Origin of the sequence: Amycolatopsis sp. NPDC059021, assembly GCF_042739895.1 — a bacterium.
Lineage (GTDB): Bacteria > Actinomycetota > Actinomycetes > Mycobacteriales > Pseudonocardiaceae > Amycolatopsis.
This window is the reverse complement of record NZ_JBHYIQ010000034.1, coordinates 1-24299: the sequence shown is the minus strand read 5'-3', so window position 1 is coordinate 24299 and position 24299 is coordinate 1. Positions and strand designations below refer to the sequence as shown.

Below are 24299 nucleotides of genomic sequence, written 5' to 3'. Positions count from 1 at the left end.
CGGTCAGACCTCGACCGCCTCGCGACGGCGTGCGGGGAAGCGCTGGGTGGCGACGGCGAGGGCCAGCGCGCAGGCCACCATCGCCGCGCTCACCCAGGGCGCCGCGCGGAAGCCGAGGGTCGTGCCGCTGGCCAGGCCGCCGAGCCACGGACCGAGCACGGCCCCGACGTTGAACGCGGCGGTGGCGAGGCCGCCCGCCAGCGTCGGAGCGCCCGGAGCCACCGCGAACACGCGCGGGATCAGCGTGGACCCGACCCCGAACGACAGCACGCCCAGTACGAACACGAGCACGATCGCGACGGCGAGGTGCGCGGCCGTGACCGCCAGCAGGACCCAGCCGAGCAGCAGGGCCGCGCTTCCGCCGAACAGGACCGAGCCGGGCCGGACGTCGGCGAGCCTGCCGCCGAGCGTCACGCCCAGGAACGAGCCCACACCGAACAGCGCGAGCAGCGCGGGCACCCAGCCGGCGCCGAGTCCGCCGACCGTGGTGAACAGCGTCGCGAGATAGGTGAAGGTCCCGAACGTGCCACCGTTGACCAGCGCGCCGAGCAGCAGGACCACCAGCAGCCGGGGTTCGCGCAGCACCCGGAGTTCCTTGCGTGCGCTCGTTTCCGCCGCGGCCGGACGGCCACCCGGAATCGTCCGCAGGATCGCGAAAAGGGCCGGGAGCGAGACCGCGGCGACCGCCCAGAAGGCCGACCGCCAGCCCCAGTACTGGCCGAGCAGCGCGCCGGCCGGGACGCCCGCGATACAGGCGACGGTGACCCCACTGACCACAATGGACGTCGCGCGGCCGCGCAGTCCCGGCTTCACCATCGCGTTCGCGGCGGCAAGGGCGACCGCCCAGAATCCGGCGTTGGCCAGCGCTCCGACGACCCGGGTGGCCAGCAGGACACCGAAGCTGGTGGTCACCGCGCCGAGCACGTGGACGACCACGAAGACGCTCAGGAAGGCGACGAGCGCGCCGCGCCGGGAAAGGCGCAGGCTCAGCAACGCCATCACCGGGGCGCCGATCACCATCCCGGCCGCGAACGCCGAGGTCAGCAGCCCGGCGGCGGGAATGGACACGTGCAGGTCGGCCGCGATGTCCGCGACGAGACCGGAAAGCATGAACTCGGACGTCCCCTGGGCGAACACTGCCAGTCCGAGCAGGTAAAGGGCGAAAGGCATGAACAGACTCCGCAACCACATCGAGGATCGACAAGGCCACGGCGGACCACGAGTCCACAGAGGACACACGTGGCCGCCGAGGGAAAGAACCTGGATTCGGTAACGGCGATCCGGCGGCTGGGGCCGCGCCGGGCACACCGCGACCTGGAGCGGTCGCGGGCCTTCGGCACGCCTGCGCGAGAGAGCCACCGGAGGCCGGTGGCTACAGTCTGTTCGCCTCGGGACTGTTCACGACGGTGAGGCTAGCAACGCCCCGCACGCCGTGTCCACGTGATTCCGCCGCGCCCTCAGCGCAGCGGGACGAGGTCGTCGGCGTGCACGACCTCGCGGCGTTGTTCGGCGGGCAGCTCGTGGCTGGAGCGCCCGATGAGCTCGGGCAGTTCGCCGGCGTCGAAGGCGACGACGCCCCTGGCGACCGCACGCTCGCGGGGATCGACGAGGTCGACGACGTCGCCTGCCTGGAAATCGCCGTCCACACCGGTGATCCCGGCAGCGAGCAGCGAGCGGCGGCGGCGCACGACGGCCGCGACCGCGCCGTCGTCCAGCCGCAGCTTGCCGTTCGCGTCGGCGGCGTACCCCAGCCAGAACCGCCGCGCGGACAGCCGGGTGTCCGCCGCGGTGAAGGCGGTGCCCACCTTGGCCTCGGTCAGCGCGTCGGTGGCGTTGGCCGCGGCCGCCAGCAGCACCGGAATCCCGGCCGCGGCGGCGGTGCGGGCCGCGGCCAGCTTGGACACCATGCCCCCGGTGCCGAGGCCCGAGCTGGACATGCCGACGGTGATTCCGTCCACATCGGACGCGTCGCGGACCTCGTCGATGCGGCGAGTGGCGCCACCGCGCGGATCCCCGTCGTACAGTCCGTCCACATCGGACAGCAGAACGAGCGCGTCGGCGCCGATGAGATGCGCGACGAGCGCGGCCAGCCGGTCGTTGTCGCCGAAGCGGATCTCCTCGGTGGCCACGGTGTCGTTCTCGTTGACCACCGGGACCGCGCCGAGCGCCAGCAGCCGGGAGAACGTGCGCTGCGCGTTGCGGTAGTGCGCGCGCCGCACGACGTCGTCGTTGGTCAGCAGGACCTGCCCGACGGTGAGCGAGTACCGCCCGAACGACTCGGCGTAGGCATGCGCCAGCGCGAGCTGGCCGACGCTCGCGGCGGCCTGCTGGCTCGCGAGGTCACGCGGGCGCTTGGCCAGTGACAGCGGGGCCAGCCCGGCGCCGATCGCCCCCGAGGACACCAGCACGATCTGTGTGCCGTGCGCGACCCGCGCGGCGATCGCGTCGACCAGAGCGTCCAATCGGGACACGTCGAGCCCGCTGCCCGCCGTGGTCAGCGCGGACGAACCGACCTTGACCACGAGGCGGCGCGCGGACGCGACCGCCTGCCGGGTCTCGGTCACCGGCTCTCCCCGTCCTCGGCCGCGTCCGGCCCGTCGCGGCGGATCCGGCGGGCCTCCTTGCGCTCGGACGCGCTGACGCGGTCGTTGCGCTCCAGGCGGACGTCGGTGCCCCGCCCGGACAGGTGCTCCACGACGCCCGGCGTCGAGGGTTCCCATTCGAACTGGACGTCGCCGACGGTGACCGGGCTGCCGGGCACCGCGCCGAGCTTGGCCAGCCGCTCCTCCACGCCGAGGCGGTTGAGCCGGTCGGCGAGGTAGCCGACGGCCTCGTCGTTGGCGAAGTTCGTCTGGCGGATCCACCGCTCGGGACGGGCGCCGCGCACGATGAACGCGCCCTCTTCTTCCGGGTCCACCTCGACGGTGAAGCCCTCGTCGTCGACGGCGAGGGGCCGCAGCACGATCTTCTCGGGCTCCAGCACCGGCTGCGCCTCGCGGTACTCCTCGACGATCGCGGCGAGGGCGAAGGTCAGCTCCCGCAGGCCCTTGCGTGACGCGGTGGAAACCTCGAACACCTTGAGCCCGCGGGCTTCGAATTCGGGACGCACCATCTCGGCCAGCTCGGCGGCCTCCGGGATGTCGATCTTGTTCAGCACCACCACGCGCGGACGTTCCTCGAGCTTCCCGCCGAGGCCGGGGGTGTACTTGGCGAGCTCATCCTCCAGTGCGTCCACATCGGACACCGGGTCGCGGCCCGGTTCGAGGGTGGCGCAGTCGACGACGTGCACCAGCACCGCGCAACGCTCGATGTGCCGCAGGAAGTCGAGGCCGAGGCCCTTGCCCTCGCTCGCGCCGGGGATCAGGCCCGGCACGTCGGCCATCGTGAAGACGGTTTCGCCGCCGGTGATCACGCCGAGGTTCGGCACCAGCGTGGTGAACGGGTAGTCGGCGATCTTCGGCTTGGCCGCGGACAGCACCGAGATCAGCGACGACTTCCCGGCCGAGGGGAAACCGAGCAGGCCGACGTCGGCGACCGAGCGCAGCTCCAGCACGAGGTCCCGGCTCTCTCCCGGCTCACCGAGCAGCGCGAACCCGGGAGCCTTGCGCGCCTTCGAGGCCAGCGCGGCGTTGCCGAGACCGCCGCGGCCGCCCTGAGCGGCGACGAACGTGGTGCCGGGGCCGATCAGGTCGGCGACCATCTCGCCGTCCTCGGTGAACACGACGGTGCCGGACGGCACCTTCATCACCAGGGTTTCGCCCGCGGCGCCGGCGCGGTTGCCGCCCTGGCCCATCTTGCCGTTGCCCGCCTTCGCGTGCGGGCGGAAGTGGAAGTCCAGCAGCGTGTGGACGTTCGGGTCCACGACGAGCAGGACGTCGCCACCGTTGCCGCCGTTGCCGCCGTCGGGACCGCCGAGCGGCTTGAACTTCTCGCGGTGCACCGAGGCGCAGCCGTTCCCACCGTCACCGGCGGTCAGGTGGATCACCGCGCGGTCCACGAACCGGGACGCCATGACTTGCCTCTTTCACTCACGAAGGAACCACACAAATAAAAACGGCGCGGCCACGCTGGGTCTGCCAGCGGCCGCACCGTGGGGGTTCCGGGGGCTCGGCCCCCGGGCTAACACGTAACGAGCGACGTGGTCCGCGTATTCCGCGGACACACGTCGCCCCAAAATCGCTCGTTACCTCGGCACGATGTTGACCGTCTTGCGGCCACGCTTCTCGCCGAACTGGACCGCACCGGCGGCCAGCGCGAACAGCGTGTCGTCGCCGCCACGGCCGACGTTCACGCCGGGGTGGAACTTGGTGCCGCGCTGGCGGATGAGGATCTCGCCCGCGTTGACTTCCTGGCCGCCGAAGCGCTTGACGCCGAGGCGCTGCGCGTTCGAGTCACGACCGTTGCGGGAGCTGGACGCACCCTTCTTGTGAGCCATAGCTCGTCCTCTTTCTTGCGAAGATCCGGAGAAGTCTTACTGGGAGATGGCGGTGACCTCGACGCGGGTCAGCTTCTGCCGGTGACCCTGACGCTTGTGGTAGCCCGTCTTGTTCTTGAACTTGTGGATCCGGATCTTCGGACCCTTGGTCTGCTCGACGACCTTGCCGGTGACCGAGACCTTCGCCAACGCGTCGGCGTCCGTGGTGACCTCGCCACCGTCCACGAACAGCACGGCGGGGAAGGTGTGCTCGGTGCCCGGCTCGCCCTCGAGCTTCTCGACCTCGACGACGTCGCCGACGGCCACCTTGTACTGCTTGCCGCCGGTCTTGACGATCGCGTACGCCGACACGGAAGTCTCCTGCATTACTCGACAATGGGTGGGGGCTAGCGCTATCGGCCCGCCGCGAGGGCGGTCCAGGATTCGCGCAGCGGCCTGCTCTGGTGGCGGGCCGTACTACAGGTTACGTGGGGTTCCCCGGTGCGTGTGCACCGGGGTCCCCTAGTTGTTCACTAGCTCTTTTCCGACGCGTGCACCGGCGGTCCCGCCGGTCGCGACGCGGCACGGCGCGGACGCCGCCGGGTCGAGCGCACGGCGGGTGCCGGGACGCTGACCTCGGGTTCGTCGGCCGCCTCCGGTGCCTCGGCGGCACCGGACGTCACAGGGGTCTCAGCGGGCTCAGGAGCCTTCGGCGTCTCCTGCTCCTCCTGCTCCTCCTGCTCCACGGGGACCTCGTCCGCCGGGGCCGTCACGGGCTCGCCCGCCACTTCCCTGGCGGGCTCGGCGACCGGCGCCTCTTCCCTGGCGTGCCCGTTCAGGCCCGCGGGCTCGGCGGGTGCCTCGTGCTCGGGCTGGTCGCCGTGCTCGCCCTTGGTCTTCGACGAGGCCTTGGCCATCGCCTGGACCGCGGAGACCACCGACTCCCGCTGCTCGGGGGTCGGGGCCGGGTGCACCGGCTCGCTCTTCGGCGCGGGCTCGGCGGGCGGGTGCTCCTCGGCCTTGTTCCGGCCACGTGAGCGCCGCGAGCTCTTCTCCCCGCCACCACCGTGGTTGTGGCCGTTCGAGCCGCCGTTCGAGCCACCGCCCTGTGTGGAACGCGGATCGGTCGAGACGACCACCCCGCGGCCCTTGCAGTGCTCACACGGCGTCGAGAACGCTTCCAGCAGCCCGGTGCCGATCTTCTTGCGGGTCATCTGGACCAGGCCCAGCGAGGTGACCTCGGCGACCTGGTGCCGGGTGCGGTCGCGGCCGAGGCATTCGGTCAGCCGCCGCAGCACCAGCTCGCGGTTGGACTCGAGCACCATGTCGATGAAGTCGATCACGATGATGCCGCCGATGTCCCGCAGCCGGAGCTGGCGGACGATCTCCTCCGCCGACTCCAGGTTGTTGCGGGTCACCGTCTCCTCGAGATTGCCACCCGATCCGGTGAACTTCCCGGTGTTGACGTCGATGACCGTCATCGCCTCGGTCCGGTCGATGACCAGGTACCCGCCCGAGGGCAGCCAGACCTTGCGGTCGAGCGCCTTGGTGATCTGCTCGTCGATGCGGTGCTCGGCGAAGGCGTCGCCGGTGCCGGTGTAGCGCTTGAGCCGGTCGGTCAGGTCCGGCGCGACGTGCTGGACGTAGCCGTGGATGGTCTCCCACGACCGGTCGCCCTGGATCTCCAGCTTGCCGAAGTCCTCGGTGAACAGGTCACGCACGACCTTGACCAGCAGGTCCGGCTCCTCGTAGAGCATGACCGGGGCGCCGCCCTTCTTGGCGGAACCCGCGTCGGCCTTCTCCTTGATGACGTCCCACTGCGCCTTCAGCCGCCGCACGTCGCGGTCGAGCTCCTCCTCGCTGATGCCCTCCGAGGCTGTGCGGATGATCACACCCGCGTCCTCGGGGACGATCCGCTTGAGGATGTCCTTGAGGCGGCGCCGCTCGTTCTCCGGCAGCTTGCGCGAGATCCCGGTGGCACCACCGGCGGGCACGTAGACCAGGAACCGGCCCGGCAGCGAGATCTGCGTGGTCAGCCGGGCGCCCTTGTGCCCGACCGGGTCCTTGGTGACCTGCACCAGCACGCTGTCGCCGGTGGACAGCGCCTGCTCGATCTTGCGGGCCTTGCCCTCGAGACCGGCGGCGTCCCAGTCCACCTCGCCCGCGTAGAGCACGGCGTTGCGGCCCCGGCCGATGTCGATGAACGCGGCCTCCATGCTGGGCAGCACGTTCTGGACGCGGCCGAGGTAGACGTTGCCGACGATCGAGCCGCTGCCCGAGGACGTCACGAAGTGCTCGACGAGCACGCCGTCCTCGAGCACGCCGATCTGGGTCGAGTCGCCCTTCTCGGCGACGACCATCGTGCGCTCGACCGACTCGCGGCGGGCCAGGAACTCGGCCTCGGACAGGATCGGTGCCCGGCGGCGGCCCGCCTCGCGGCCGTCCCGGCGGCGCTGGCGCTTGGCCTCCAGCCGGGTCGAGCCGCGCACGCTGCGCACCTCGTCACGGGCCGGGCGCTCGGTCTGCTCGGCCTTCGCCTGGCGGACGTGGGTAACGGTGTTGGGCGGGTCGTCGGTGCCCGTCGCTTCGGCGGTTTCCCCGTCGTCCCCGCCCTTGCGGCGGCGACGGCGGCGACGGCGCTTGCTGCCGCTCTCGCCGTCGGCCTCGCCCTCGGCCTCGGCGGGGGCTTCCGCGCTCTCGGCCTGCTCGGCGTCCTCGCTCTTGGCCGCCTTCTCGTCCTTGCCCTGCTTACGGGGCTCGGGGGAAGGCGCGGCGGGCTCGGTCTGCTCGTCGGTCTCGGTACCGGCCTCGTCGCCGCCCTTGCCGCGGCCACGGCCCCGGCGGCCACGACGACGGCGACGGCGGCTGCCGCCGGCGTCATCGCCCTCGTCGTCGGGGTGCTCGGCGGCCGCGGTCTCCTGGGTTTCAGGGGTGGCCTCGTCCTCGGCCGGCTTCTCACCGGCGGCGAAGACGGGTTCGGGCTTGCGGGCCGGCTTCGCCGCGGGCGCCTCCGGCGGCAGGAACACCGGCGACGGCGCGGCGAACACCGGCAGGTGCGCGGCGGGCGCCCGGCGGGCCGGGGCCTCCGGCTCCGGCGCGGGCTCGGCGGCAGGCGCGGCCTCCGGCTCCGGCACGGCGGGAGCGGCGGCTTCGGGCGTTCCGGTGGTCTCCGGCTCCGGGGTCTCCCCCGCCTGGTCCTCGACGGCACCCAGCGCCGTGGCGACACGCAACGCCACCTCGCGGGTCACGCTGGACTGCGCGCTACGGGTGGTTTCGCCCAGCTCGGCGAGCTTGGCCAGCAGTTCCCGGCTGTTCGAGCCGAGCAGCTTCGCGAGTGCGTGCACCCGGATCCGGGCCGGGAGATCGGCCAGCGGACCGGTCGTGGGTGTGGCGGGATTCCCGCCGCTGCTCTCGGCGGGTGTATCCGCGTTCGACATATGTTGTCTCCTCCGCCCCCGGGCGCGTCTCCGGCTCACACCGGCCGACGCGGCCGCGCAGGGGCCCCTTTCTGTTCGTTCCGCCCTGGTGCTCTACCAGCGACGGGAATCCTTGCCAACAGCCGCGACGGCGCCACCGGTCCGATGTGCCGCACACGGCAAGGTCTCCTCGGCGGCGTACCGTCCCCGCCCGCGGCCCCTGGCCGCCCGCCACGTCGTCCAGCCACCCGGGTGAACGGGCGGCGACGCGCGTGTGCCGGTTCTGCACACCACCGGGCCACAACACCGCAGGCACCGCCTCTCACGGATGCCCCACGGCCCAGCGGCCACCGCAAGTATCCCACATGAGCACACCGGTCCGGTGTAGTCGGTGCCCGTCGCAGGCCACGCGGGCGCGCCGGGGCCATCCACCCGGGCGAACTTGACAGCAGAGCTTGTCCGGTCGCGCCGGGGTGGCTAGCGTGCGGCTCGGGACGCCCGATCAGCGCGGAGACGCCGGGCGTCCACCGTTCCCGCACCCGGTGGGAGGTCCGGTGTCCCTGCTGGCGCGGCCGCGGCGTGCGGCCGTGTGCGCGATGCTGGTGCTGTGCGCCTGCGTCACGGCCGTGACCACGGCGAACGCCGACGAACCCGCCTGCGCCGACACCGGCAGGACGCTTCGCTACGTCGTCACCTTCGACCGCGGCACCGCGGAGGACGTCGCGCGCTCGCGGATCGCGCGGGACTGCGGGGACACCACGGCGTACTACCCGCAGATCGCGGTGGCGGTCGCGACCTCGGCCGATCCCGGATTCGCCGCCAGGACCGGGCCCGGCCGCGCCTTCAGCGCGCAGGCCGAGCGGCTCGCGAACCAGCGGGCGAGCGGCGGCGCGATCCGCCCCCAGCCCGCCAGGGCGGCCCTCACGCCGACGGATCCCGGGCAGGTGCCGGGCGCGGACCTCACCGGCGAGCAATGGGACATGCGGGCGATCAACGCGCCGTGGGCACACGACGTTGCCCGCGGCAGCCGCGACGTCGTGGTCGGCGTGCTGGACTCCGGGATCGACCCGGACCACCCCGATCTCGCCGCGGCGGTCGACGCCGAGGACTCGGCGGGGTGCCTGACCGGCGCCCCCGACACGGCGCGGGCCGCGTGGGCGCCGACGACGTCGGTGCACGGCACGCACGTCGCCGGGATCATCGCCGCCGCGGACGACGGCAAGGGTGTCACCGGGGTGGCACCCGGCGTACGGGTCGCGTCGGTGAAGGTGATCGACGACCGCGGCTACGCCGACCCCGAGGCCGCGGTGTGCGGGCTGATGTGGGCCGCGGCCCGGCACATGCGGGTGACCAACAGCAGCTTCTTCGTCAACCCGTGGTCGTTGTCGTGCGTACGCGGGAACGACCGCGGCGTGGTGCACGAGGTGCTGGCCAGAGCCGTCGAGTACGCGACTTCGACGGGAACGCTCAACGTCGCGGCGGCGACGAACGAAGCCGTCGACCTGACGCCGTCGCCCCGGTCGGGCACCCCCAGCGACGGCGGCGGCTGCGAGGCGCTGCCCGCGGGCCTGCGGGACGTCGTGTCGGTGTCGGCCGTGGGCGTGGACCGGGTCAAGGCCGGCTACAGCTCCTACGGTCTGGGCGTGATCGATGTCACCGCTCCCGGCGGCGAAGCCGGGCGATGCGTCGTCTCGACCGTGCCCGGCGGGTACGCCCCGCTGTGCGGGACGTCGATGGCGGCGCCGCACGCGGCCGGGGTACTGGCGCTGCTCGCCTCCACACAGCCGGGGCAGGGGCCACGGCAGTTGCGGCGTGCGCTGGAGTCGGCCGCGATGCCGATGCCGTGTCCCGCCGACTACGACCTGACCGGCGACGGGGTGCAGGACGCCTACTGCGCCGGGTACGAGGGCTACAACGGGTTCTACGGGCATGGGATGGCCGACGCGCTGGCCGCGGTCGCGCCGCGGCCGCGGCACCCTGACCCGGATCGCTGATCCGCGGCCGTCCGGCGTGACGACCTCCGTCCCCTGCTCAGGCTTAGCGGTCTCCGGTGAGTTCGCCGGCGACCCGAGCCAGCAGTTCTCGCATCGCGTCGCCGGACAAGGCATGCCGCCTGAAGTAGTCGAACACCTCGAGATGCTCGGTGACATGAGCGGGATCGCGAAAAGCGATCACACCAGCGAAGGTCTCCATGGTCACCAGCCTCCTGTCGTAGACCACGAAGATGTTCAGCGCGGGCACGTCGATCCGTGTGTCTTGCGGGATCACGGCCAGCTGAACGTTGGGCAGCAGACTCATCCGGCGAAGGTGCTCCGCCTGCCGCGCCATTCCCGGGCCGTCCAGTACCGGAAAGCGGATAGCACTCTCGACGAAGAGGATCTCGAAGCGAGCTTGTCCACGCTTCAGCAGCTCACCGCGTTCCAGCTTCGCCTCGACCAGCGCCTCACGCTGGTCCGGCGCGACCTTGTTCAGCGGGCTCGCGATGTTCGCCCGCGCGTACTCCGGAGTCTGCAGGAAGCTCGGGATGCCCGCGGCCAGGAAGTACCGCACCTCGGCTGCCTGTTCGATCAGGCCGGTCAGCTCCCGTTGGCGATGCTGAATGCCCACCCGGCGGACCTGGCGCCTGCTGACGAAGTCGATGTTGGTGGTCCTGGTGAGCTTCAGCAGTTCCGCCGCCTGGTCGGCGGGCACGGCCAGTGCGGTCAGGATCCGATCGACTTCGGTCACCGTCGGTAGCACACGGCCGGTTTCGATCCTGGAGATCTTCGCCTGGCTCATGTGCGCCTTGACCGCCAGGCGGTCACCAGAAAGCCCGGCTGCCTTGCGGAGTTCCCGGAGCACTTCGGCCAGCTCACGCCGGTCGCGGTCCGGCTCCCCGAAATCGAACATCAACCGGAGAGCTGACGCTGATACTCAAGGAAGGGAATCGACCGTTCCAGCGCGAGAGCGCGGTACGCACGGAAGTCATCCAAGCTCGCGTCGGACAGGAGTTCCCTCCCGACGACACTTCCGTCATCCGGCGAATAATGAAGCTTGATCACGGTCGTGTCGTCGAGGAGCACGAAGTCGAAATCCGGCAAGTCGCCAGTGGCCACCCATGACTCTTCCAGGATGCGGAGATCTTCACCGAGCGCGGCACACCGCTGAAAGAAGGGGAACACGTACCGGAGATAGTCGGACAGCGGCGCGCGGACGAGCTGGACCCGCTCCAAGATGCGTCCACCGCTCATCCGGCTGGCTGTCTGGACCAGTCCGGGGTCGTCCTCGGCGATCGTGTACGTCCCGCGTTCCAGGAACTCGCGAAAGCTCGGCTGTTCACGGGGAATGCCGTAGGTCTGGAGCGCTTGGTAGCGATAGCAGGAGCGTTCGAACTCGAGCATCCGGCGGAGATATTCCTCGGGCGATAGCCAGTTCCCACCGATCTCGTGCGTCCCCTTAACCAGCTTCACGGGCTGCCTCCAGCAGGAGCGCAAGCGGAATCTCCACCAGCGCCTCACCTTCGGGGACCTTCTTCGCATCCGTCGCGTAGCCCTGTACCAGGACTTGGCGGTGCTCCGTGAGGAACACGGCAGGGCACTCGATGCCGTTCGAGCAAGCGCCCGCGAGTCTCCTGAACTCCATCCTCCCACCTCTCATCGAACGTCACACGCTATCGGCGGAGAGTGACGAGGAGCGAGGTTTAGTCGCGAGCGCGCATGAGCGTCCTCCGAACGGGTTACCGCCCGGCGGTCAGGTGAGCAGGAGCTCGCCGATGCGGCGGGTGGAGCCGACAACGCCGATCACCGCCAGCGCCAGCAGATAGGCCAGATTTCCCAGCATTCCCGGGGAAAGCGCCCCGACGGCGAGGCCGCGCATCAGCTCGATCCCGTGGTACAGCGGGAAACACCGCACCACCCACTGCAGCGCCTCCGGGTAGACCGTCAGCGGGAAGAACGTGGTGGAGAACAGGAACATCGGCATCAGCACGAGGTTGATATAGTCGAACTGCGAGGTCGACTTCAGGAACGTCACCAGCGCCATGCTGATCGCCGCGAACGCGAACGTGACCAGCAGCGCCACCGGGAGCAGCGCCAGCGCCCACCACGAGGTGAGCAGTCCCATCGCCCCGGTCACGCCGAGGAAGGCGACCGAGTAGAGCCCGCCGCGCAGCACCGCCCAGCCGATCTCCCCCGCGGCCACGTCGAGCGGGCCGATCGGGGTGGCGAGCATGGCGTCGTACAGCTTGCCGTAGCGCAACTTGAAGAAAACGTTGTAGCACTCGTAGACCGCGCCGTTCATCGCCGAGGTCGCGAGCAGCGCCGGAGCCACGAAGGCGACGTAACTCATCGGGCGGCCGTCCGGGCCGGCGACCTCGGTGACCAGCCGTCCGAAGCCCAGCTGGAAGGCGAGCAGGTAGAAGAACGGCTCGAAGACACCGGAAACCAGAATCATCCACGAGCGGCGGTACACCACCACCGACCGCTCGATGACCGCGGACGGCCTGCCGCTGTAGAGGGCGGGCGGCAGGATACGCAGCAGCAGGCCGCGGCGCGCGGGTTCGGCGAGCACGGTCATCTCACACCACCAGACGTCGGTAGAAGAAACGGTGCGCGCACGCCCAGCCGACGGCGAACAACGCGAGCAGGAAGGCCAGGTGCCCGAGCGCGGCCCAGGCGCCCACCCCGCCGACACTGACCGCGCGGGAGAGCTGGGTTCCGTGCCACAGCGGGGAAATCCAGGCCAGCCAGCGCAGCACGAGCGGCAGCTGGGTGATCGGGAAGAACGTGCCGGAGAACAACGTCATCGGCATCACCACGAAACGGAAGATCAGTCCGAACCGCACGCCCTCGTCGAACGTCTTCGCCGCGATCGCCACCATCGGTGTGGCGCAGGCGAGCCCCGTGACCGTGCCCGCGACGATCACCGCGAGCACTCCCGCGTTCGACCAGGCGCCGAAGAGCGCGGCGATGACGGCGTAGACGATCCCGGACAGGGTGAGCCGGATCGCCGTCCAGATGAGGTGCCCGCCGAGCACCTGTCCCGGGGAGACCGGGGTGGCCGTGACCGCCAGGTAGTCGCGCTGCCATTTGAACCCGGACAGCACCGGATAGCTGGAATCGCCGATCCCCTGCTGCGCCGCGCCCGCCACGAGCATGGCGGGGGCGACGTACGCGAGGTACGAGACCCCGCCGGTGACAGGTCCCGCCCGCACCTGCGAGCCGAAGCCGAGCCCCATCGCCGCGAGGAACAGCACGGGCTGCAGCCCGGTCGAGTACAGCGTGGCCAGCCAGTAGCGCCGGTACCAGGTCCAGTGCCCCTCGACCCGCAACCAGGCCCCGTGCCACGCCCCCACGACCCGCCCCGTAGAGCTAACCGACTCCACTACCCCTCCCCAGACAACTCACGACGACTTCTCCCTGGCACACAAGGTGATCCCTGGTACCCGAGGTGACCAGGCTGGACAGTGGCCGCAGCCCGCGTGCGTGGACCTGTTCGAGCGTCGCCTCCCCGGCCATGCTGTAGAGCAGGACGCGATCGGGCAGGACCTCGGCGCGCTCGGCGAGGTCCTCGACCCGGCGGGCGGCGGTTTCCTGCTCCCCCGTGGGAAAGCGCAGTTCGACGACCTCCCGGGTGGAGTAGCGGGTGATCAGCTCCGTCGGCGATCCCTCGGCGACGATCCGGCCGCCGTCCATGACGACCAGCCTGTCGCACAGCTGCTCGGCCTCGTCCATGTAATGCGTCGTGACGATGAGCGTGGTGCCCTGGGCCTTGAGCCGGAAGAGCCGGTCCCACAGCAGGTGGCGGGCCTGCGGGTCGAGGCCGGTGGTCGGCTCGTCGAGCAGGAGGAGCTCCGGGTCGTTGACCAGCGAACGCGCGATCGTCAGGCGCCGCTTCATGCCGCCGGAGAGGGGGTCCACCTGATCGTCGGCGCGATCGGACAGCTGCGCGAACTCCATCAGCTCCTCGGCCTTGCGCCGGACCGCCGCCCGGGACAGGCCGAAGTACCGGCCGTAGACGTGCAGGTTCTGCCGCACCGTCAGCTCGACGTCGAGGTTGTCCTGCTGCGGCACCACGCCCAGCCGCGCGCGGACGCGCGGGCCCGCGACGTCCGGATCCAGGCCGAGTACCCGCAGCTCACCGTCGGTGCGCGGGGACACGCACGCGATCATGCGCATGGTGGAGGACTTGCCCGCGCCGTTCGGGCCGAGGAACCCGAAGGCCTCGCCCCGGCGCACCTCGACATCGATGCCGCGCACGGCCTCGAACTCACCGAACCGCTTGACCAGCGCCTTCGCCTGGACCAGTGCCGGATCTTCCGCTGACTCTCCCACCCCTCGCACGATAGATCCCACCACCGACAAAACACGACCGCTTTAGCGCGGGGGCAGGTGCCGCCGAACGGACCTTGTTGACCTTCGCCCGGCCCGCCCATACTCGGACACCATGACCCACAAGCCGCGAATCGCCCTGCTGGCCGCGCTGACCGGCACCGCCCTGCTCGCCGCACCGGTCACCGCACAGGCCACTGTGGACACTCCGGCGGACGCCGTCGCGGGCGTCACCGCCGTCGATCCACGGCCGGACACCGCGCGACTGGCCGCCGAGCTGCGCGAACTGGCGCGACGGAGCCACGGCGAGATCCGGCTCGCCGAGATCGGCCGGACCAACGAGCACCGTCCGGTGTGGGCGGCGCGGGTGGGCCACGGCCCGGTGCGCGTCCAGTACGTCACCCAGCAGCACGGCGACGAGCCGCTGGGCACCCCCGCCGCGCTCGAGTTCCTGCGCCGCGTCGGCGTGGGGCACAGCGCGTGGCAGCGGTGGCTGCTTTCGCGCGTGACCGTGGACATCGTGGTGCGCGCGAACCCGGACGGGCACGAGCACGACTGGCGGTACAACTACGACCCGGCCGCGACCCCGGAGTTCGGGGAGCGCGGCAAGGGCTACGACATCAACCGCTACCACAATCCCTCGCTGGACCCGGCACGGAATCCGGCCACGGAAGCCGGGCTGATCCAGCGCCGGTACACCGCGTTCGACCCCGGCATCGTGGTGGACTACCACATGCAGGGGCGCTACCAGGACGACAAGGGGCGCGAGATCACCGCGTCCGCGATGTGGCCGACGCATCCGGCCACCCGGCCGTCCGAAGTGGACTTCGCGAAGCAGATCACCGTGGTGGCCAAGCGTTCCATCGAGGCGGCGGGCGGGAACGTGTCGCAGTATCCCGGCGGCGATTACGAAGGCATCGCCAGGAACGCCTACGGGTTGCGCGGCAGCGGGAGCGTGCTGATCGAGCTGAGCGACCAGGGCGCGGCGTACGAGCAGAAGCAGATCCGGTCGGCGCTGGCCTCGATGCTCGCGATCGCGGGAACGGCCGCGAATGGATCGTTGCGGCACGTCGATCCCGCTCAGGCGGACGCGATTCCGCCGCGGGGCAAGCCGATCCCGTCGGCACTCCGGACGTCGGAACCGGCACTGGACTGAGTGCGCCGCCGCTCCCGCCTTCCGTGAAGGACTCCTTACCGGCGCTGAGCGCTGTGAAGGAGGCCTTCACGGAACTTGGTGTCCATAAAGGACGGTGTCAGGCAGTGTGCTGGTAGGCGGAGTAGGTCAGGTAGCCCGCGTCGCCGCCCTGGTAATAGGTGGCTTCGTCGACGGGCGCGATCGGCAGCGCGTTCCGCAGCCGTTCGACGAGATCGGGGTTCGCGATGAACGCGCGGCCGAAGCTGATGAGTTCGGCGCCCAGCCCGAGCCAGTGATCGGCTTCGGCCTTTCCGGCCTGCTTCGGCCCCATCGGATACACCGGGTTCATGATGAGGGTGCCCGGCCACGCACGGCGCAGGCCGACCAGCACCTCCTCGTCGGCGGTGGCTTCGAGATGGACGTAGGCCACCTCGAGCCGGGCCAGTTCGGTCAGCAGCGCGGCGTAGAGCTCGGGAACGTCGGAGTCCTCGACGCCCCAGAACGTCGCGCCCGGCGAGAGGCGGATGCCGGTCCTGGCGCCGCCGACGGCGTCCACGGTGGCGGACACCGCTTCGACGGCGAACCGGATCCGGTTGGCCACCGAGCCCCCGTAGCGGTCGGTACGCAGGTTGGCGTTCGTGGAAAGGAACTGCGAGATCAGGTAGCCGTTGGCGCCGTGCAGCTCCACGCCGTCGAAACCGGCGTCGACGGCGCGGCGCGCGGCCAGCGCGTACGACTCGGCGTGCTCGGGGACTTCGACGGTCTCCAGGGCACGCGGGACCGGCATGGGCTGCGGACCGGTCGGCGTGAACACGTCCCCGGCGCCGGGCACGGCCGAGGGCCCGACCGGCCGCAGACCGGTGGTGTCGGGATGCGAGACGCGCCCGCCGTGCATGATCTGGGCGAAGATCCGGCCGCCGTTGGCGTGCACGGCCGCGGTCACGGGCCGCCACGAAGCGACCTGCTCGTCGGTGTGCAAGCCCGGCGTCCCCGGGTTGGACTGCCCGATCAGACTCGGCTGCACCCCCTCGCCCACGATCAGCCCGGCCGTCGCCCGCTGGGCGTAGTACGTCGCCATCGACGGCGTCGCCAGGCCACCGGCGGCGGCCCGGACCCGGCTCATCGGGGCCATCACCACCCGGTTGGGCAACGTCAGGTCGCCGAGCCGGTAGCTGTCGAAAAGGGTTGTCACGTCAAGACTCCTTCGTGTTCCGGAGCGTCCGGACCCGGACGTGACACCCACGCTAGAATCTGACATGGACGTGAGGTTCAAAGCATTGTGTCGCAGCTCATACGAAGGAGGGCGCGGTGCGCATCGGGGAGTTGGCTGAGCAGACCGGGGCCAGTGTCCGGTCCCTGCGGTACTACGAGGAGCAGCGGCTGCTGACCAGCACGCGGAGCGCCGGTGGGCAGCGCCACTACGCGGCCGAGGCGGTGGGCCGGGTCGCGCTGCTTCAGCGGCTCTACGCCGCCGGGCTGTCCAGCAGCACCATCGCCGAACTGCTCCCCTGCGTCGATTCGCCCAGCGAGGACAACTCCGACGCCGCGTTCGAGCGGATGGCCCAGGAACGCGACCGGCTGTCCGACCACATCACCGAGCTCATCCGCACCCGCGACGCGCTCGACGAGCTCATGACCATCAACCGGCAGTATCGCGAGAGGCCCCGGTCGGGGTTGTCCGCTTGCACGGTTCCCTCGCCCGGAGCCTCTCGCCGCGTCACCCTCAGCGGATCGGCACCGCGAGGCTCCGGGTCACGCCGTTGACCGTCACCGACAGGCGCGCGACGCCGGGCCGCAGCGCGGTCAGCACGCCGGTAGCCGGGTCGAACGAAGCGACGTCCCACGGCGCGGGCGGCCAGAGCCCCGTCGCGATGTGCGTACCCCAGCCGCCGGTCCAGTCCGCGCTGACCGGATAGGCGGCCGGGACGGTCCGCGTGCCCTGGGTCAGCTCGGCGCGGATGTCGGCGTGCGCGCCGGGACGCAAAGCATCGGGGCCCGACACGGTCAGCGCGTCGACGTTGGGCCGGGTCTGGAACCGCACCGGCTGCCCCCGGTCGCCCGGGTCGACCCGCACCAGTGTCCAGCCGACGAACCCGCCGTCGCCGGGAGCGGCGGCCGGCGCCTTGCCGGAGTTGCCGTTCACCAGATACGGCACGCCGTCCGTGCGGGACAGGGCGAACACGCCCGCGTGCGAGGCGATCGACGCGGCGGGTTTGCCGGAGGCCTGTTCGAAGCCGGTGAGCCAGGTGCTCAGCAGCTCGGCTTCCTTGCGGTCGCCCAGCTGCGAGTTGCCGGTCGGGCTCGGATCGGCGACCGGATGGTGCATCGCGACCACGACACCGCGGACGGACCGGTCGGCCTTCGCGCCGTCGAGTGCCTCGCGCAGCATCCGGACCTGGTCGAACCCGCCGGCGCGCAAGGTTCCGCGCGAGGAGTCCATCAGCACCAGCCGGATCCCGCGCACGTCCACGACCCGGTGCGTCGCGCCGAACGCCGCCTCGAACTCGGCGAGCCCGTGCCCGCCGTCGGCCTCGTGGTTGCCGGGCACGTAGTGCCAGGGCACCTTGCCGTCCAGTTCCTCGGCCAGGATCCTGCGGGCGAGCACGAAATCGGGGGCCGTGCCGCGGTCGACGAAGTCGCCGTTGATGAGCACGAGATCCGGTTTCGCGGCGACGGCCTCGCGCAACGCGCGCCGTGCCTGGGCGACCAGCGGCCCGTTCGGATCGTCCGCGGTGAACTGCGCGTCGCTGACGACCGCGACCCGCAGACCGCCGTTGCCGGTCACGCCGGCCAGCGCGGGATCACGCGGCCGCGGGTCGGCGGGCACGGGAGCCGCCGGCGACACCTCGAAGGTGAGATCGTCGAACACGAGATGGCCCGAATACTGCCGATCGGGGACGTTCTCGACGGCGTAGAACCGGACCAGCCGCTGTCCGTCGGGCAGTCCCGCCGGGACGTTCGCGGTGACGTACCGCCAGCCCGTCCAGTCCACCTTGCGCGCGAGGTCCACAACGGACGGTACGTTCGCGGCGTCGCGCAGTTCGGCACGCAGCCAGGCGCCCTTTCCGTCGCCGTCGACCCACAGGCCGATCCGCTGGGTGCCCGCCGGGACGGGCAGCGGCGCGGCGGCGTTCACGTAGGCCGCCCTGGTCGCCGTGGTGCCGGTGAGCCGGTAGTCGAGCGCGAGGCCCGCCGTTCCGTCGTGCCCCGGCGCCGAGGACAGCGCCGCGCCGACGACCGCCGGGTACACCGACGCCGTCCAGCCCGCCGGACCGTCCAAAGGAGACGCGATCCGCCGTTCGGTGCCCGCCGACGCGCCCAGATGCGTGCTCAGCCCCGCCACCGTGGCGGTGATCGCGGTGGCGCCCGACGCCGTCAGCGCCGTGACGGCGAATCCGTCGCCGTCGGGTTCGATACGGAACGCCGAGTGGTCGTAGTCGAGCTTGACGTCGTCCGGCTCGATCCACGTGCCGTAGCCGTCGGCGTCGTAGCCGAAGACCTGGAAGGTTCCCTTCGCCCCGGCGCCGGACAACGCGACCTGCTCGGTGCTGGTGCCGAGCCGGATCGGCTTGCCCAGCACGGAAAGCGTCGTCTTGCCGGAAGCGCGGCCCTGGCGGGCGAAGACATCGACATCGGCGCGCGCGTCCGGCCGGAGGAAGTCGGGGTGCGCGGTGAACAGGCCGTCCGTCACGGTGCCACGCAGCGGGTTCGACGTGCTCCAGCGAGGCCGCGCATCGACGGCGGCGCCGGTTTCGTCGTGGCCGTCGGCGATCAGCTTGCGCGACAGTCCGGAAAGGACTCTGGTGGCGTTGCGGCTGTCGCGCGCGGGCACCGGCGAGAACCCGGTGAGCCGGCCGCTGCCGGGTGTGGTCGCGATGCCGATCCCATTGGGCACCAGGCGTTCCCCGCCGTCGGACGGCGAGTTGCGCACGCTCGCGTCGCGCTCGCCCTCGGCGCGGGCGAGCAGTGTCGAGGAGCCGCCGCCGTCGAGGTTGATCGCGTCGGAGGCGCCGAGCGATGCCATGTGCCTGGCCAGTTCCAGTTCGGTCATGCCCCGGCTGTCCGCCTGCCGGCCGTCCACTGTGGCCAGCCACATCCGGCTGCCGTCGGCGGAGAAGCCGACCGCGGTGCGCGGGTGCATGGCGACGTCGTCCACCGGTTGGACCTGCCCGCCCTTGACCAGCACCTTGTTGCCACCCACGGCGACCGCGATCTTCCCGGCGTCCGAACGCGGCGCGTAGGACACCGCGACCGGGTCACCGGGACGCAGCGCGGCGAGCGTGTCGGCACCGGCGTCCCTGGCAAGCAGCACCGTGCTGCCCGCCGGGATCGGACCGTCCGCCGGGGTGTCACGGACCTGGGCGACGACGCCGTCACGGATCTCCACCTCGGCGACCCGCCGCGCGCCCGCCACCGACGTGCGCCGCGGGGAAGCGCCCCACAGCGGGGTGTAGACGCCGATCGCGTCGCCGCCGAGCACGGGGCTGTTGAAGTTGGCCGCGCGGACGGTGTTCCCACCGGGCAAGGACACGCTCGCTTCGAGAAAGATCTCGGCGAGCCGCGCCTTGCCCTCGTCGGTGATCGAGGCGGTCAGGTTGTGCCCGGCGGCGGGCGCGGTCTGCAGCTGCCCGCGGTCGATCCCGACGCCGATCGGCGCGCCGGTGGCGTTGATGTCGAAGAAGTCGCCGTTCACCCCGGCGATCGCGCCCGACCGTGAAAGCTGCTGCGACAGCGGGGTCCTGGCCGAAACCGTGCCAGGGCTCAGGTAGGTCGGCTTCAGCGTCTTGTTCGTGAGATCGACGGCCAGCGTGTCGCCGCGGATCCAGCCCCGCGGGTCGAAGCGGTCGAACTGGGTGAGGTTCAGGCCGGGCGCGACCGGTGTCGTGGCGGTGCCGGTGACGAGGCCGTCGTCCGGTGGGGCGGCGGCGAAAACGGCCGGACCCTCATGGGCGGACGACGCGGCGGGAGCACCTTCGACCGGTGGCGGGCCGAGCGGCGCGGCCAGCGGGTCGGCGACCGCGGAAGCGGCCGGCGCCGAGGAGGACAGCACTACGGCGGCGGCGAAGAACGCCAGGCGTGACTTGAGCACGAGTTACCCCAGAATCGAGTGGTTCAGCCCAATCAGCTCAACCCACCGGCACTGCCTGCGAAAGACTTCGCGGTGAACACGCCCTGAACGGCGTACGGCGGTTGGCATCCGCCTTCCAGCAGCGACCGGCCGAGCGGGGTGAGGGTGTGCAGAACGGCGCGGCTCACGCGGTGACTCGTGACCAGTCCCGCCTCCCGCAGCACGCGAGCGTGTTCGCTCGCCGAGGCGGGCGCGATGTTCAGCCGCTGGGCCAGTTCGCTCGTGCTCGCACCGGATTCCAGCATCCGCAGCACCAAAGCCCTGGTGCGGCCGAGCAAGGCCGCGAGCGCCGCCGACGCCCGCCCATTCGTCCCGCCGGTGCAGCACGGCACCGTGCGGTCGACCGGGTACAGCAGCGCGGGGCCGCATCCGTTGGCGGGTACCAGGATCGGCGCCAGGCAGAAGTACGACGGAATGAGCCGCACCCCGCGCCCGCCGAGCCGGACCTCGCCGGATTTGGCGGCCAGTTCGAGCACCGGCGAGCGCCACACCGCGCCCGGCCGCAGGCTCGCCAGCAGCGCGTCGACCCCGCCGTCGAGGAAGGCCCGCGCCCGCACCGCGCGGTCCGCGTCCAGCCGCATGAGCACATGCTCGTGATACGGCGCGATCGCCGCGTCGTAGTAGTCGGACAGCGCCCGCTCGTACGGGCCCGAAACAACGGGCTCGGGCGCGTCGGACACCGCGGCCAGCACGCGCAGCGCGGCCGCGAGTGAACGATCGCTCACCCGCTGGGCCAGCACGCGGCGGCGCCACGGTTCGAACAACGACGGACCCGCCCTCGCCCGCAGGAGCCGCAGGCTCAGCCAGGCTTCCCAGCACGCATCGGCTTCCCCGGCGATGCGCACCTGTCCGAGGTCTTCGCCGGTGAAGTGGATACGGAGCACTCAGCGCACGTTACTAGTGGCGCATTCTCCGTGATATCCACCATTTCGGCGCTGGATATTCGCCATTTCGGCGTCATCCGAAATGCGTCGTACCTGCTCGGACTCCCCTGCTCGTTCCGTGCCGGAACAGGGCCGGACACCACGGATTCCGGCAGGGGAAGGTGTTCAGGGAGTCAGCTTCGCGGTGAGAAATCCGGTGGCGACGCTTTCCGTGCCGGAGATCCGCGGTGCCACTTCGGCGAGCGGCCTGCGTTTCCACAACAGGAACAACAGATCCGACGCCGTCGCTTCGACCGTCGCGGCCGGTTCGGTGGCCGGACCGAGCGCGGGTGGCTCGCCCTCGGCTCCGGGACGCAGCGTCCAGCTGTCCCCGGTGTCGGTGGCGGTGAGCACCAGCGGCCCTGGCAGCGGCGGCGGCGCTGTCCAGCGCGTGACTCTGGGCAGCATCGCCGTGAGCACCTCGTCGACGCCGTCGGCCGCGATCGCCGGGTCCAGCGCGAACGCGGTACCCGCCGCGCGGTGTGCGTCGACCAGGTGGACGGCGGTCTCGTGGGTCTGGCGGCGGAACCAGAACGCCTTGACCTTGGGCGTCCCGGCGAAATGCCAGCACGGATCCTCCGGCCGGGCCGCCGCGAGCGCGGCCAGCAGCACCTCGGCGCCCTCGGCGTACCAGTCCGCGAGGTCGCCGGTGATGGGCGCGTCGAAATCCTGTGGCTGGGGTTCACCGGCCTCGACGGTCTTGGCCGCCCAGCGGTGCACGTTCCCGAGGTGGGCACCGAGATCCGCGAGCGTCCAGGGTTCACAGCACGGCACCGGTGCCGTGTGGTCGGCGGTGCGCAGCACCTCGGCGAAGCCCGCTGTCAGCGAGCGCAGCGGGGCGACGTAGCTCTCCGGCGGGAACGGGAGTGTGGTCATGGCTCAGGACTCTAACCACACACACCGACAAAAACGCGGGGGAAGACCGAGTCCTCCCCCGCGTCCCGTTCGCCGATCAGAGGTCGGGGAACCAGAGCTTCAGCTCGCGCTCGGCCGACTCGGCGCCGTCCGAACCGTGGACCAGGTTGTACTGCGTCTCCAGCGCGAAGTCGCCGCGCAGGGTGCCGGGGGTGGCCTTCTCGACTGGGTCGGTGCCCCCGGCGAGCTGGCGGAACGCGGCGATCGCGCGCGGGCCCTCGACGGCGAGCGCGACGACCGGACCGGACGTGATGAACTCCAGGAGGTCGCCGAAGAACGGGCGCTCCTTGTGCTCGGCGTAGTGCTCCTCGGCCAGCGAACGGGGAACGGTGCGCAGCTCCAGCGCGGCCAGCTTGAGCCCCTTGCGCTCGATGCGCGAGATGACCTCGCCGACGAGGCCGCGCGCCACGCCATCGGGCTTGACCAGGACGAGCGTGCGTTCAGTCACGACGGTGTTTCTCCCTGTGTGAAATCGTGTTAACGGAGGCGAGCCTAGCCGACCCGGCCCCGGGGTCTTGAACGCCGTCCACGACTCCTGGCGGTTTTTCACCAATTCCCTACGTGAGTCGGTAACATCCTGGCGTCCGGGCACCTACTCTTCGCGGTCAGTTCAGCACACCTCGAGGAGGCACCATGCGGAAACTCCGCGCGGCCACGACGGTCGCCGGCGCGGCCGTGCTGCTCGCGTCACTGGGCTTCGCTGCCGGTCCGGGAGCGCAGGCAGGCGATACGAACAGCCAGGACGTCATCGAATACCGCGTCCACGACGCCTATCCGAAGGGCGAGGCGCTCGAATCCGCGGGGCTCGAAGTCGTCAAGCGCGACGGCAACGACGTGATCGTCGTGGGCGACGGGAACACCGGTGCCCAGCTCGAGCGGCTCGGCCTGCGCGCCGAGGTGAGCAGGCACCTGCAGCAGGCGCCGTGGTCCGCGCCGTCGCTTGCCCCCGGCGCGGCGCCGCAGGACGAGACGTACTACGGCGGCTACCACACGGTCAACGCGCACTACGCCAACATGGACGCCGCCGCGAGCGCGCACCCCGACCTGGCGACCGTGGTGAGCTACGGCCAGTCGTGGCGCAAGCAGCAGGGCCAGGGCGGATACGACCTCAAGGCCGTCTGCATCACCAAGAAGGCCTCGGGCGACTGCGAGCAGAAGCCGGACTCGAAGAAGCCGCGGTTCCTGCTCCAGTCGCAGATCCACGCGCGCGAGATCGCGACCGGCGAGATGTCGTACAAGTACATCAACTACCTGGTCAACGGCTACGGCAAGGATTCCGAGGTCACGAAGCTGCTCGACACGACCGAGATCTGGGTCGTGCCGATCGTGAACCCGGACGGGGTGAACATCGTGCAGTCCGGCGGGAACAGCCCGAAACTGCACCGGAAGAACGCCGACTTCACCGACGCGGATCTGCGGCAGTGCGGCGACAGCGCGGGCAGCCAGCCCGGCGTCGACCTCAACCGCAACTTCGGCTACCACTGGGAAAGCAACACCAGCAAGTGCGACCAGACGACGTCGACGTCGAACGGTTCCGCGGACTCCGAACCGGAGACGAAGGCGCTGGAACAGTTGTGGGCCAACCTCTTCGGCGACCACCGCGCCGACGGCCCCGACGACAAGCCGGACGCGAACGCGCGTGGCACGGCGCTGATGCTGCACAGCTACGCGGGCATCATCATCCTGCCGTGGGAGTACACCCACACCACGCACACGCCGAGCGACGCGCAGTTCCGCGCGATGGGCGCGGACATGTCGAAGTTCTCCGGCTACAAGGCAGGCCAGGCCGGTGAGCTGCTCTACGACGCCGCTGGCGGTTCGGACGATCTGGCCTACGGCAAGCTCGGAATCGCGTCGTTCACCATCGAGCTGGGCGACAACGGCGGTTCGTGCGACGGCTTCACCCCGCAGTTCTCCTGTGTGGACGGTACTTTCTGGCCGTACATGCAGAAGACGTTCAACTACCTGGCGAGCAAGGCCCCCTCCCCCTACAAGTGATCCCGGGGCTCGCTGCGTGGTCCGTGAAGGCCTCCTTTACAGCGTTGAGCGCTGTAAAGGAG

At 71.0% G+C, this 24299-nt stretch carries 21 protein-coding genes; 4 read left to right on the top strand and 17 right to left on the bottom strand.

Annotated elements, in window-relative coordinates; all coding sequences use genetic code 11:
* Nucleotides 1-3: 3 nt before the first annotated feature.
* From ACFWX1_RS21090 to ACFWX1_RS21065, 6 genes are all read right to left on the bottom strand, one after another.
* Nucleotides 4-1170, bottom strand: a complete 1167-nt coding sequence (locus tag ACFWX1_RS21090; protein WP_378389731.1) for a Cmx/CmrA family chloramphenicol efflux MFS transporter — start codon at nucleotides 1168-1170, stop codon at nucleotides 4-6.
* A 287-nt stretch (nucleotides 1171-1457) separates the two neighbouring features.
* Nucleotides 1458-2564, bottom strand: coding sequence for a glutamate 5-kinase (gene proB / locus ACFWX1_RS21085; RefSeq protein WP_378389729.1), 1107 nt, complete (start codon nucleotides 2562-2564; stop codon nucleotides 1458-1460).
* Complete coding sequence (obgE, locus tag ACFWX1_RS21080; RefSeq protein ID WP_378389727.1) at nucleotides 2561-4012, bottom strand: GTPase ObgE; 1452 nt, start codon at nucleotides 4010-4012, stop codon at nucleotides 2561-2563. The genes proB and obgE overlap by 4 nt, the downstream gene beginning before the upstream one ends.
* A gap of 171 nt (nucleotides 4013-4183) precedes the next feature.
* Entirely contained in the window at nucleotides 4184-4435 is a 252-nt protein-coding gene (gene rpmA / locus ACFWX1_RS21075) for a 50S ribosomal protein L27 (RefSeq protein WP_378389725.1), read from the bottom strand.
* 36 nt (nucleotides 4436-4471) lie between these two features.
* On the bottom strand, nucleotides 4472-4786 hold the full coding sequence (rplU, locus tag ACFWX1_RS21070; RefSeq protein WP_378326773.1) for a 50S ribosomal protein L21: 315 nt from the start codon (nucleotides 4784-4786) through the stop codon (nucleotides 4472-4474).
* Nucleotides 4787-4947: 161 nt separating this feature from the next.
* Nucleotides 4948-7851, bottom strand: coding sequence for a translation initiation factor IF-2 N-terminal domain-containing protein (locus ACFWX1_RS21065; RefSeq protein ID WP_378389723.1), 2904 nt, complete (start codon nucleotides 7849-7851; stop codon nucleotides 4948-4950).
* A 533-nt stretch (nucleotides 7852-8384) separates the two neighbouring features.
* On the opposite strand from ACFWX1_RS21065, the gene ACFWX1_RS21060 reads away from it, so the two are divergent.
* Nucleotides 8385-9824, top strand: a complete 1440-nt coding sequence (locus ACFWX1_RS21060; protein ID WP_378389721.1) for a S8 family serine peptidase — start codon at nucleotides 8385-8387, stop codon at nucleotides 9822-9824.
* Between the two features lie 43 nt (nucleotides 9825-9867).
* Here the strand turns inward: ACFWX1_RS21060 and ACFWX1_RS21055 are convergent, their stop codons facing one another.
* From ACFWX1_RS21055 to ACFWX1_RS21030, 6 genes are all read right to left on the bottom strand, one after another.
* Nucleotides 9868-10719 (bottom strand): helix-turn-helix domain-containing protein, encoded by an 852-nt coding sequence (locus ACFWX1_RS21055; RefSeq protein ID WP_378389719.1) that lies wholly within the window; start codon nucleotides 10717-10719, stop codon nucleotides 9868-9870.
* On the bottom strand, nucleotides 10719-11210 hold the full coding sequence (locus ACFWX1_RS21050) for a DUF6879 family protein (protein WP_378389717.1): 492 nt from the start codon (nucleotides 11208-11210) through the stop codon (nucleotides 10719-10721). The genes ACFWX1_RS21055 and ACFWX1_RS21050 overlap by 1 nt, the downstream gene beginning before the upstream one ends.
* Nucleotides 11211-11265: 55 nt before the next feature.
* A complete protein-coding gene (locus tag ACFWX1_RS21045; protein ID WP_378389715.1) occupies nucleotides 11266-11451 on the bottom strand; it encodes a hypothetical protein in 186 nt (61 codons plus the stop codon).
* A gap of 108 nt (nucleotides 11452-11559) precedes the next feature.
* Nucleotides 11560-12384 (bottom strand): ABC transporter permease, encoded by an 825-nt coding sequence (locus ACFWX1_RS21040; RefSeq protein WP_378389713.1) that lies wholly within the window; start codon nucleotides 12382-12384, stop codon nucleotides 11560-11562.
* 1 nt (nucleotide 12385) lies between these two features.
* Nucleotides 12386-13192 (bottom strand): ABC transporter permease, encoded by an 807-nt coding sequence (locus tag ACFWX1_RS21035; RefSeq protein ID WP_378389711.1) that lies wholly within the window; start codon nucleotides 13190-13192, stop codon nucleotides 12386-12388.
* A complete protein-coding gene (locus ACFWX1_RS21030) occupies nucleotides 13179-14153 on the bottom strand; it encodes an ABC transporter ATP-binding protein (RefSeq protein WP_378389831.1) in 975 nt (324 codons plus the stop codon). The genes ACFWX1_RS21035 and ACFWX1_RS21030 overlap by 14 nt, the downstream gene beginning before the upstream one ends.
* Nucleotides 14154-14253: 100 nt before the next feature.
* Between ACFWX1_RS21030 and ACFWX1_RS21025 the strand changes: the two genes are divergently transcribed.
* A complete protein-coding gene (locus tag ACFWX1_RS21025) occupies nucleotides 14254-15294 on the top strand; it encodes a M14 family zinc carboxypeptidase (RefSeq protein WP_378389709.1) in 1041 nt (346 codons plus the stop codon).
* Nucleotides 15295-15391: 97 nt separating this feature from the next.
* On the opposite strand, the gene ACFWX1_RS21020 is transcribed toward ACFWX1_RS21025, so the two are convergent.
* Nucleotides 15392-16465 (bottom strand): alkene reductase, encoded by a 1074-nt coding sequence (locus ACFWX1_RS21020; RefSeq protein ID WP_378389707.1) that lies wholly within the window; start codon nucleotides 16463-16465, stop codon nucleotides 15392-15394.
* 116 nt (nucleotides 16466-16581) lie between these two features.
* Between ACFWX1_RS21020 and ACFWX1_RS21015 the strand changes: the two genes are divergently transcribed.
* Nucleotides 16582-17037: a MerR family transcriptional regulator gene (locus tag ACFWX1_RS21015; RefSeq protein WP_378389705.1), complete on the top strand. Its 456-nt coding sequence runs from the start codon at nucleotides 16582-16584 to the stop codon at nucleotides 17035-17037.
* Here the strand turns inward: ACFWX1_RS21015 and ACFWX1_RS21010 are convergent.
* The 4 genes from ACFWX1_RS21010 to ndk all read right to left on the bottom strand — a co-directional run bounded on the left by ACFWX1_RS21010 (nucleotide 16997) and on the right by ndk (nucleotide 22687).
* Nucleotides 16997-20323, bottom strand: a complete 3327-nt coding sequence (locus tag ACFWX1_RS21010; protein ID WP_378389829.1) for a phosphodiester glycosidase family protein — start codon at nucleotides 20321-20323, stop codon at nucleotides 16997-16999. The two genes, ACFWX1_RS21015 and ACFWX1_RS21010, sit on opposite strands and share 41 nt — an antisense overlap.
* 71 nt (nucleotides 20324-20394) lie before the next feature.
* Nucleotides 20395-21285 carry an ArsR/SmtB family transcription factor gene (locus ACFWX1_RS21005; protein WP_378389703.1) on the bottom strand — a complete coding sequence of 297 codons (891 nt, stop codon included), beginning with the start codon at nucleotides 21283-21285 and terminating at the stop codon, nucleotides 20395-20397.
* A 165-nt stretch (nucleotides 21286-21450) separates the two neighbouring features.
* Nucleotides 21451-22200, bottom strand: a complete 750-nt coding sequence (locus tag ACFWX1_RS21000; RefSeq protein ID WP_378389701.1) for a maleylpyruvate isomerase family mycothiol-dependent enzyme — start codon at nucleotides 22198-22200, stop codon at nucleotides 21451-21453.
* A gap of 76 nt (nucleotides 22201-22276) precedes the next feature.
* On the bottom strand, nucleotides 22277-22687 hold the full coding sequence (gene ndk, locus ACFWX1_RS20995; RefSeq protein ID WP_378389699.1) for a nucleoside-diphosphate kinase: 411 nt from the start codon (nucleotides 22685-22687) through the stop codon (nucleotides 22277-22279).
* Between the two features lie 185 nt (nucleotides 22688-22872).
* Here ndk and ACFWX1_RS20990 point away from each other — a divergent pair, with 185 nt between their 5' ends.
* Nucleotides 22873-24237, top strand: coding sequence for a M14 family zinc carboxypeptidase (locus ACFWX1_RS20990; protein WP_378389697.1), 1365 nt, complete (start codon nucleotides 22873-22875; stop codon nucleotides 24235-24237).
* Nucleotides 24238-24299: the final 62 nt, after the last annotated feature.

What these genes read in the sequence shown, in the direction of transcription:
- ACFWX1_RS21090 (WP_378389731.1), bottom strand. Translation starts at nt 1,170, where the DNA reads ATGCCTTTCGCCCTTTACCTGCTCGGACTGGCAGTGTTCGCCCAGGGG.
- obgE (WP_378389727.1), bottom strand. Translation starts at nt 4,012, where the DNA reads ATGGCGTCCCGGTTCGTGGACCGCGCGGTGATCCACCTGACCGCCGGT.
- rpmA (WP_378389725.1), bottom strand. Translation starts at nt 4,435, where the DNA reads ATGGCTCACAAGAAGGGTGCGTCCAGCTCCCGCAACGGTCGTGACTCG.
- ACFWX1_RS21065 (WP_378389723.1), bottom strand. Translation starts at nt 7,851, where the DNA reads ATGTCGAACGCGGATACACCCGCCGAGAGCAGCGGCGGGAATCCCGCC.
- ACFWX1_RS21055 (WP_378389719.1), bottom strand. Translation starts at nt 10,719, where the DNA reads ATGTTCGATTTCGGGGAGCCGGACCGCGACCGGCGTGAGCTGGCCGAA.
- ACFWX1_RS21050 (WP_378389717.1), bottom strand. Translation starts at nt 11,210, where the DNA reads ATGCTCGAGTTCGAACGCTCCTGCTATCGCTACCAAGCGCTCCAGACC.
- ACFWX1_RS21045 (WP_378389715.1), bottom strand. Translation starts at nt 11,451, where the DNA reads ATGGAGTTCAGGAGACTCGCGGGCGCTTGCTCGAACGGCATCGAGTGC.
- ACFWX1_RS21040 (WP_378389713.1), bottom strand. Translation starts at nt 12,384, where the DNA reads ATGACCGTGCTCGCCGAACCCGCGCGCCGCGGCCTGCTGCTGCGTATC.
- ACFWX1_RS21025 (WP_378389709.1), top strand. Translation starts at nt 14,254, where the DNA reads ATGACCCACAAGCCGCGAATCGCCCTGCTGGCCGCGCTGACCGGCACC.
- ACFWX1_RS21000 (WP_378389701.1), bottom strand. Translation starts at nt 22,200, where the DNA reads ATGACCACACTCCCGTTCCCGCCGGAGAGCTACGTCGCCCCGCTGCGC.
- ACFWX1_RS20990 (WP_378389697.1), top strand. Translation starts at nt 22,873, where the DNA reads ATGCGGAAACTCCGCGCGGCCACGACGGTCGCCGGCGCGGCCGTGCTG.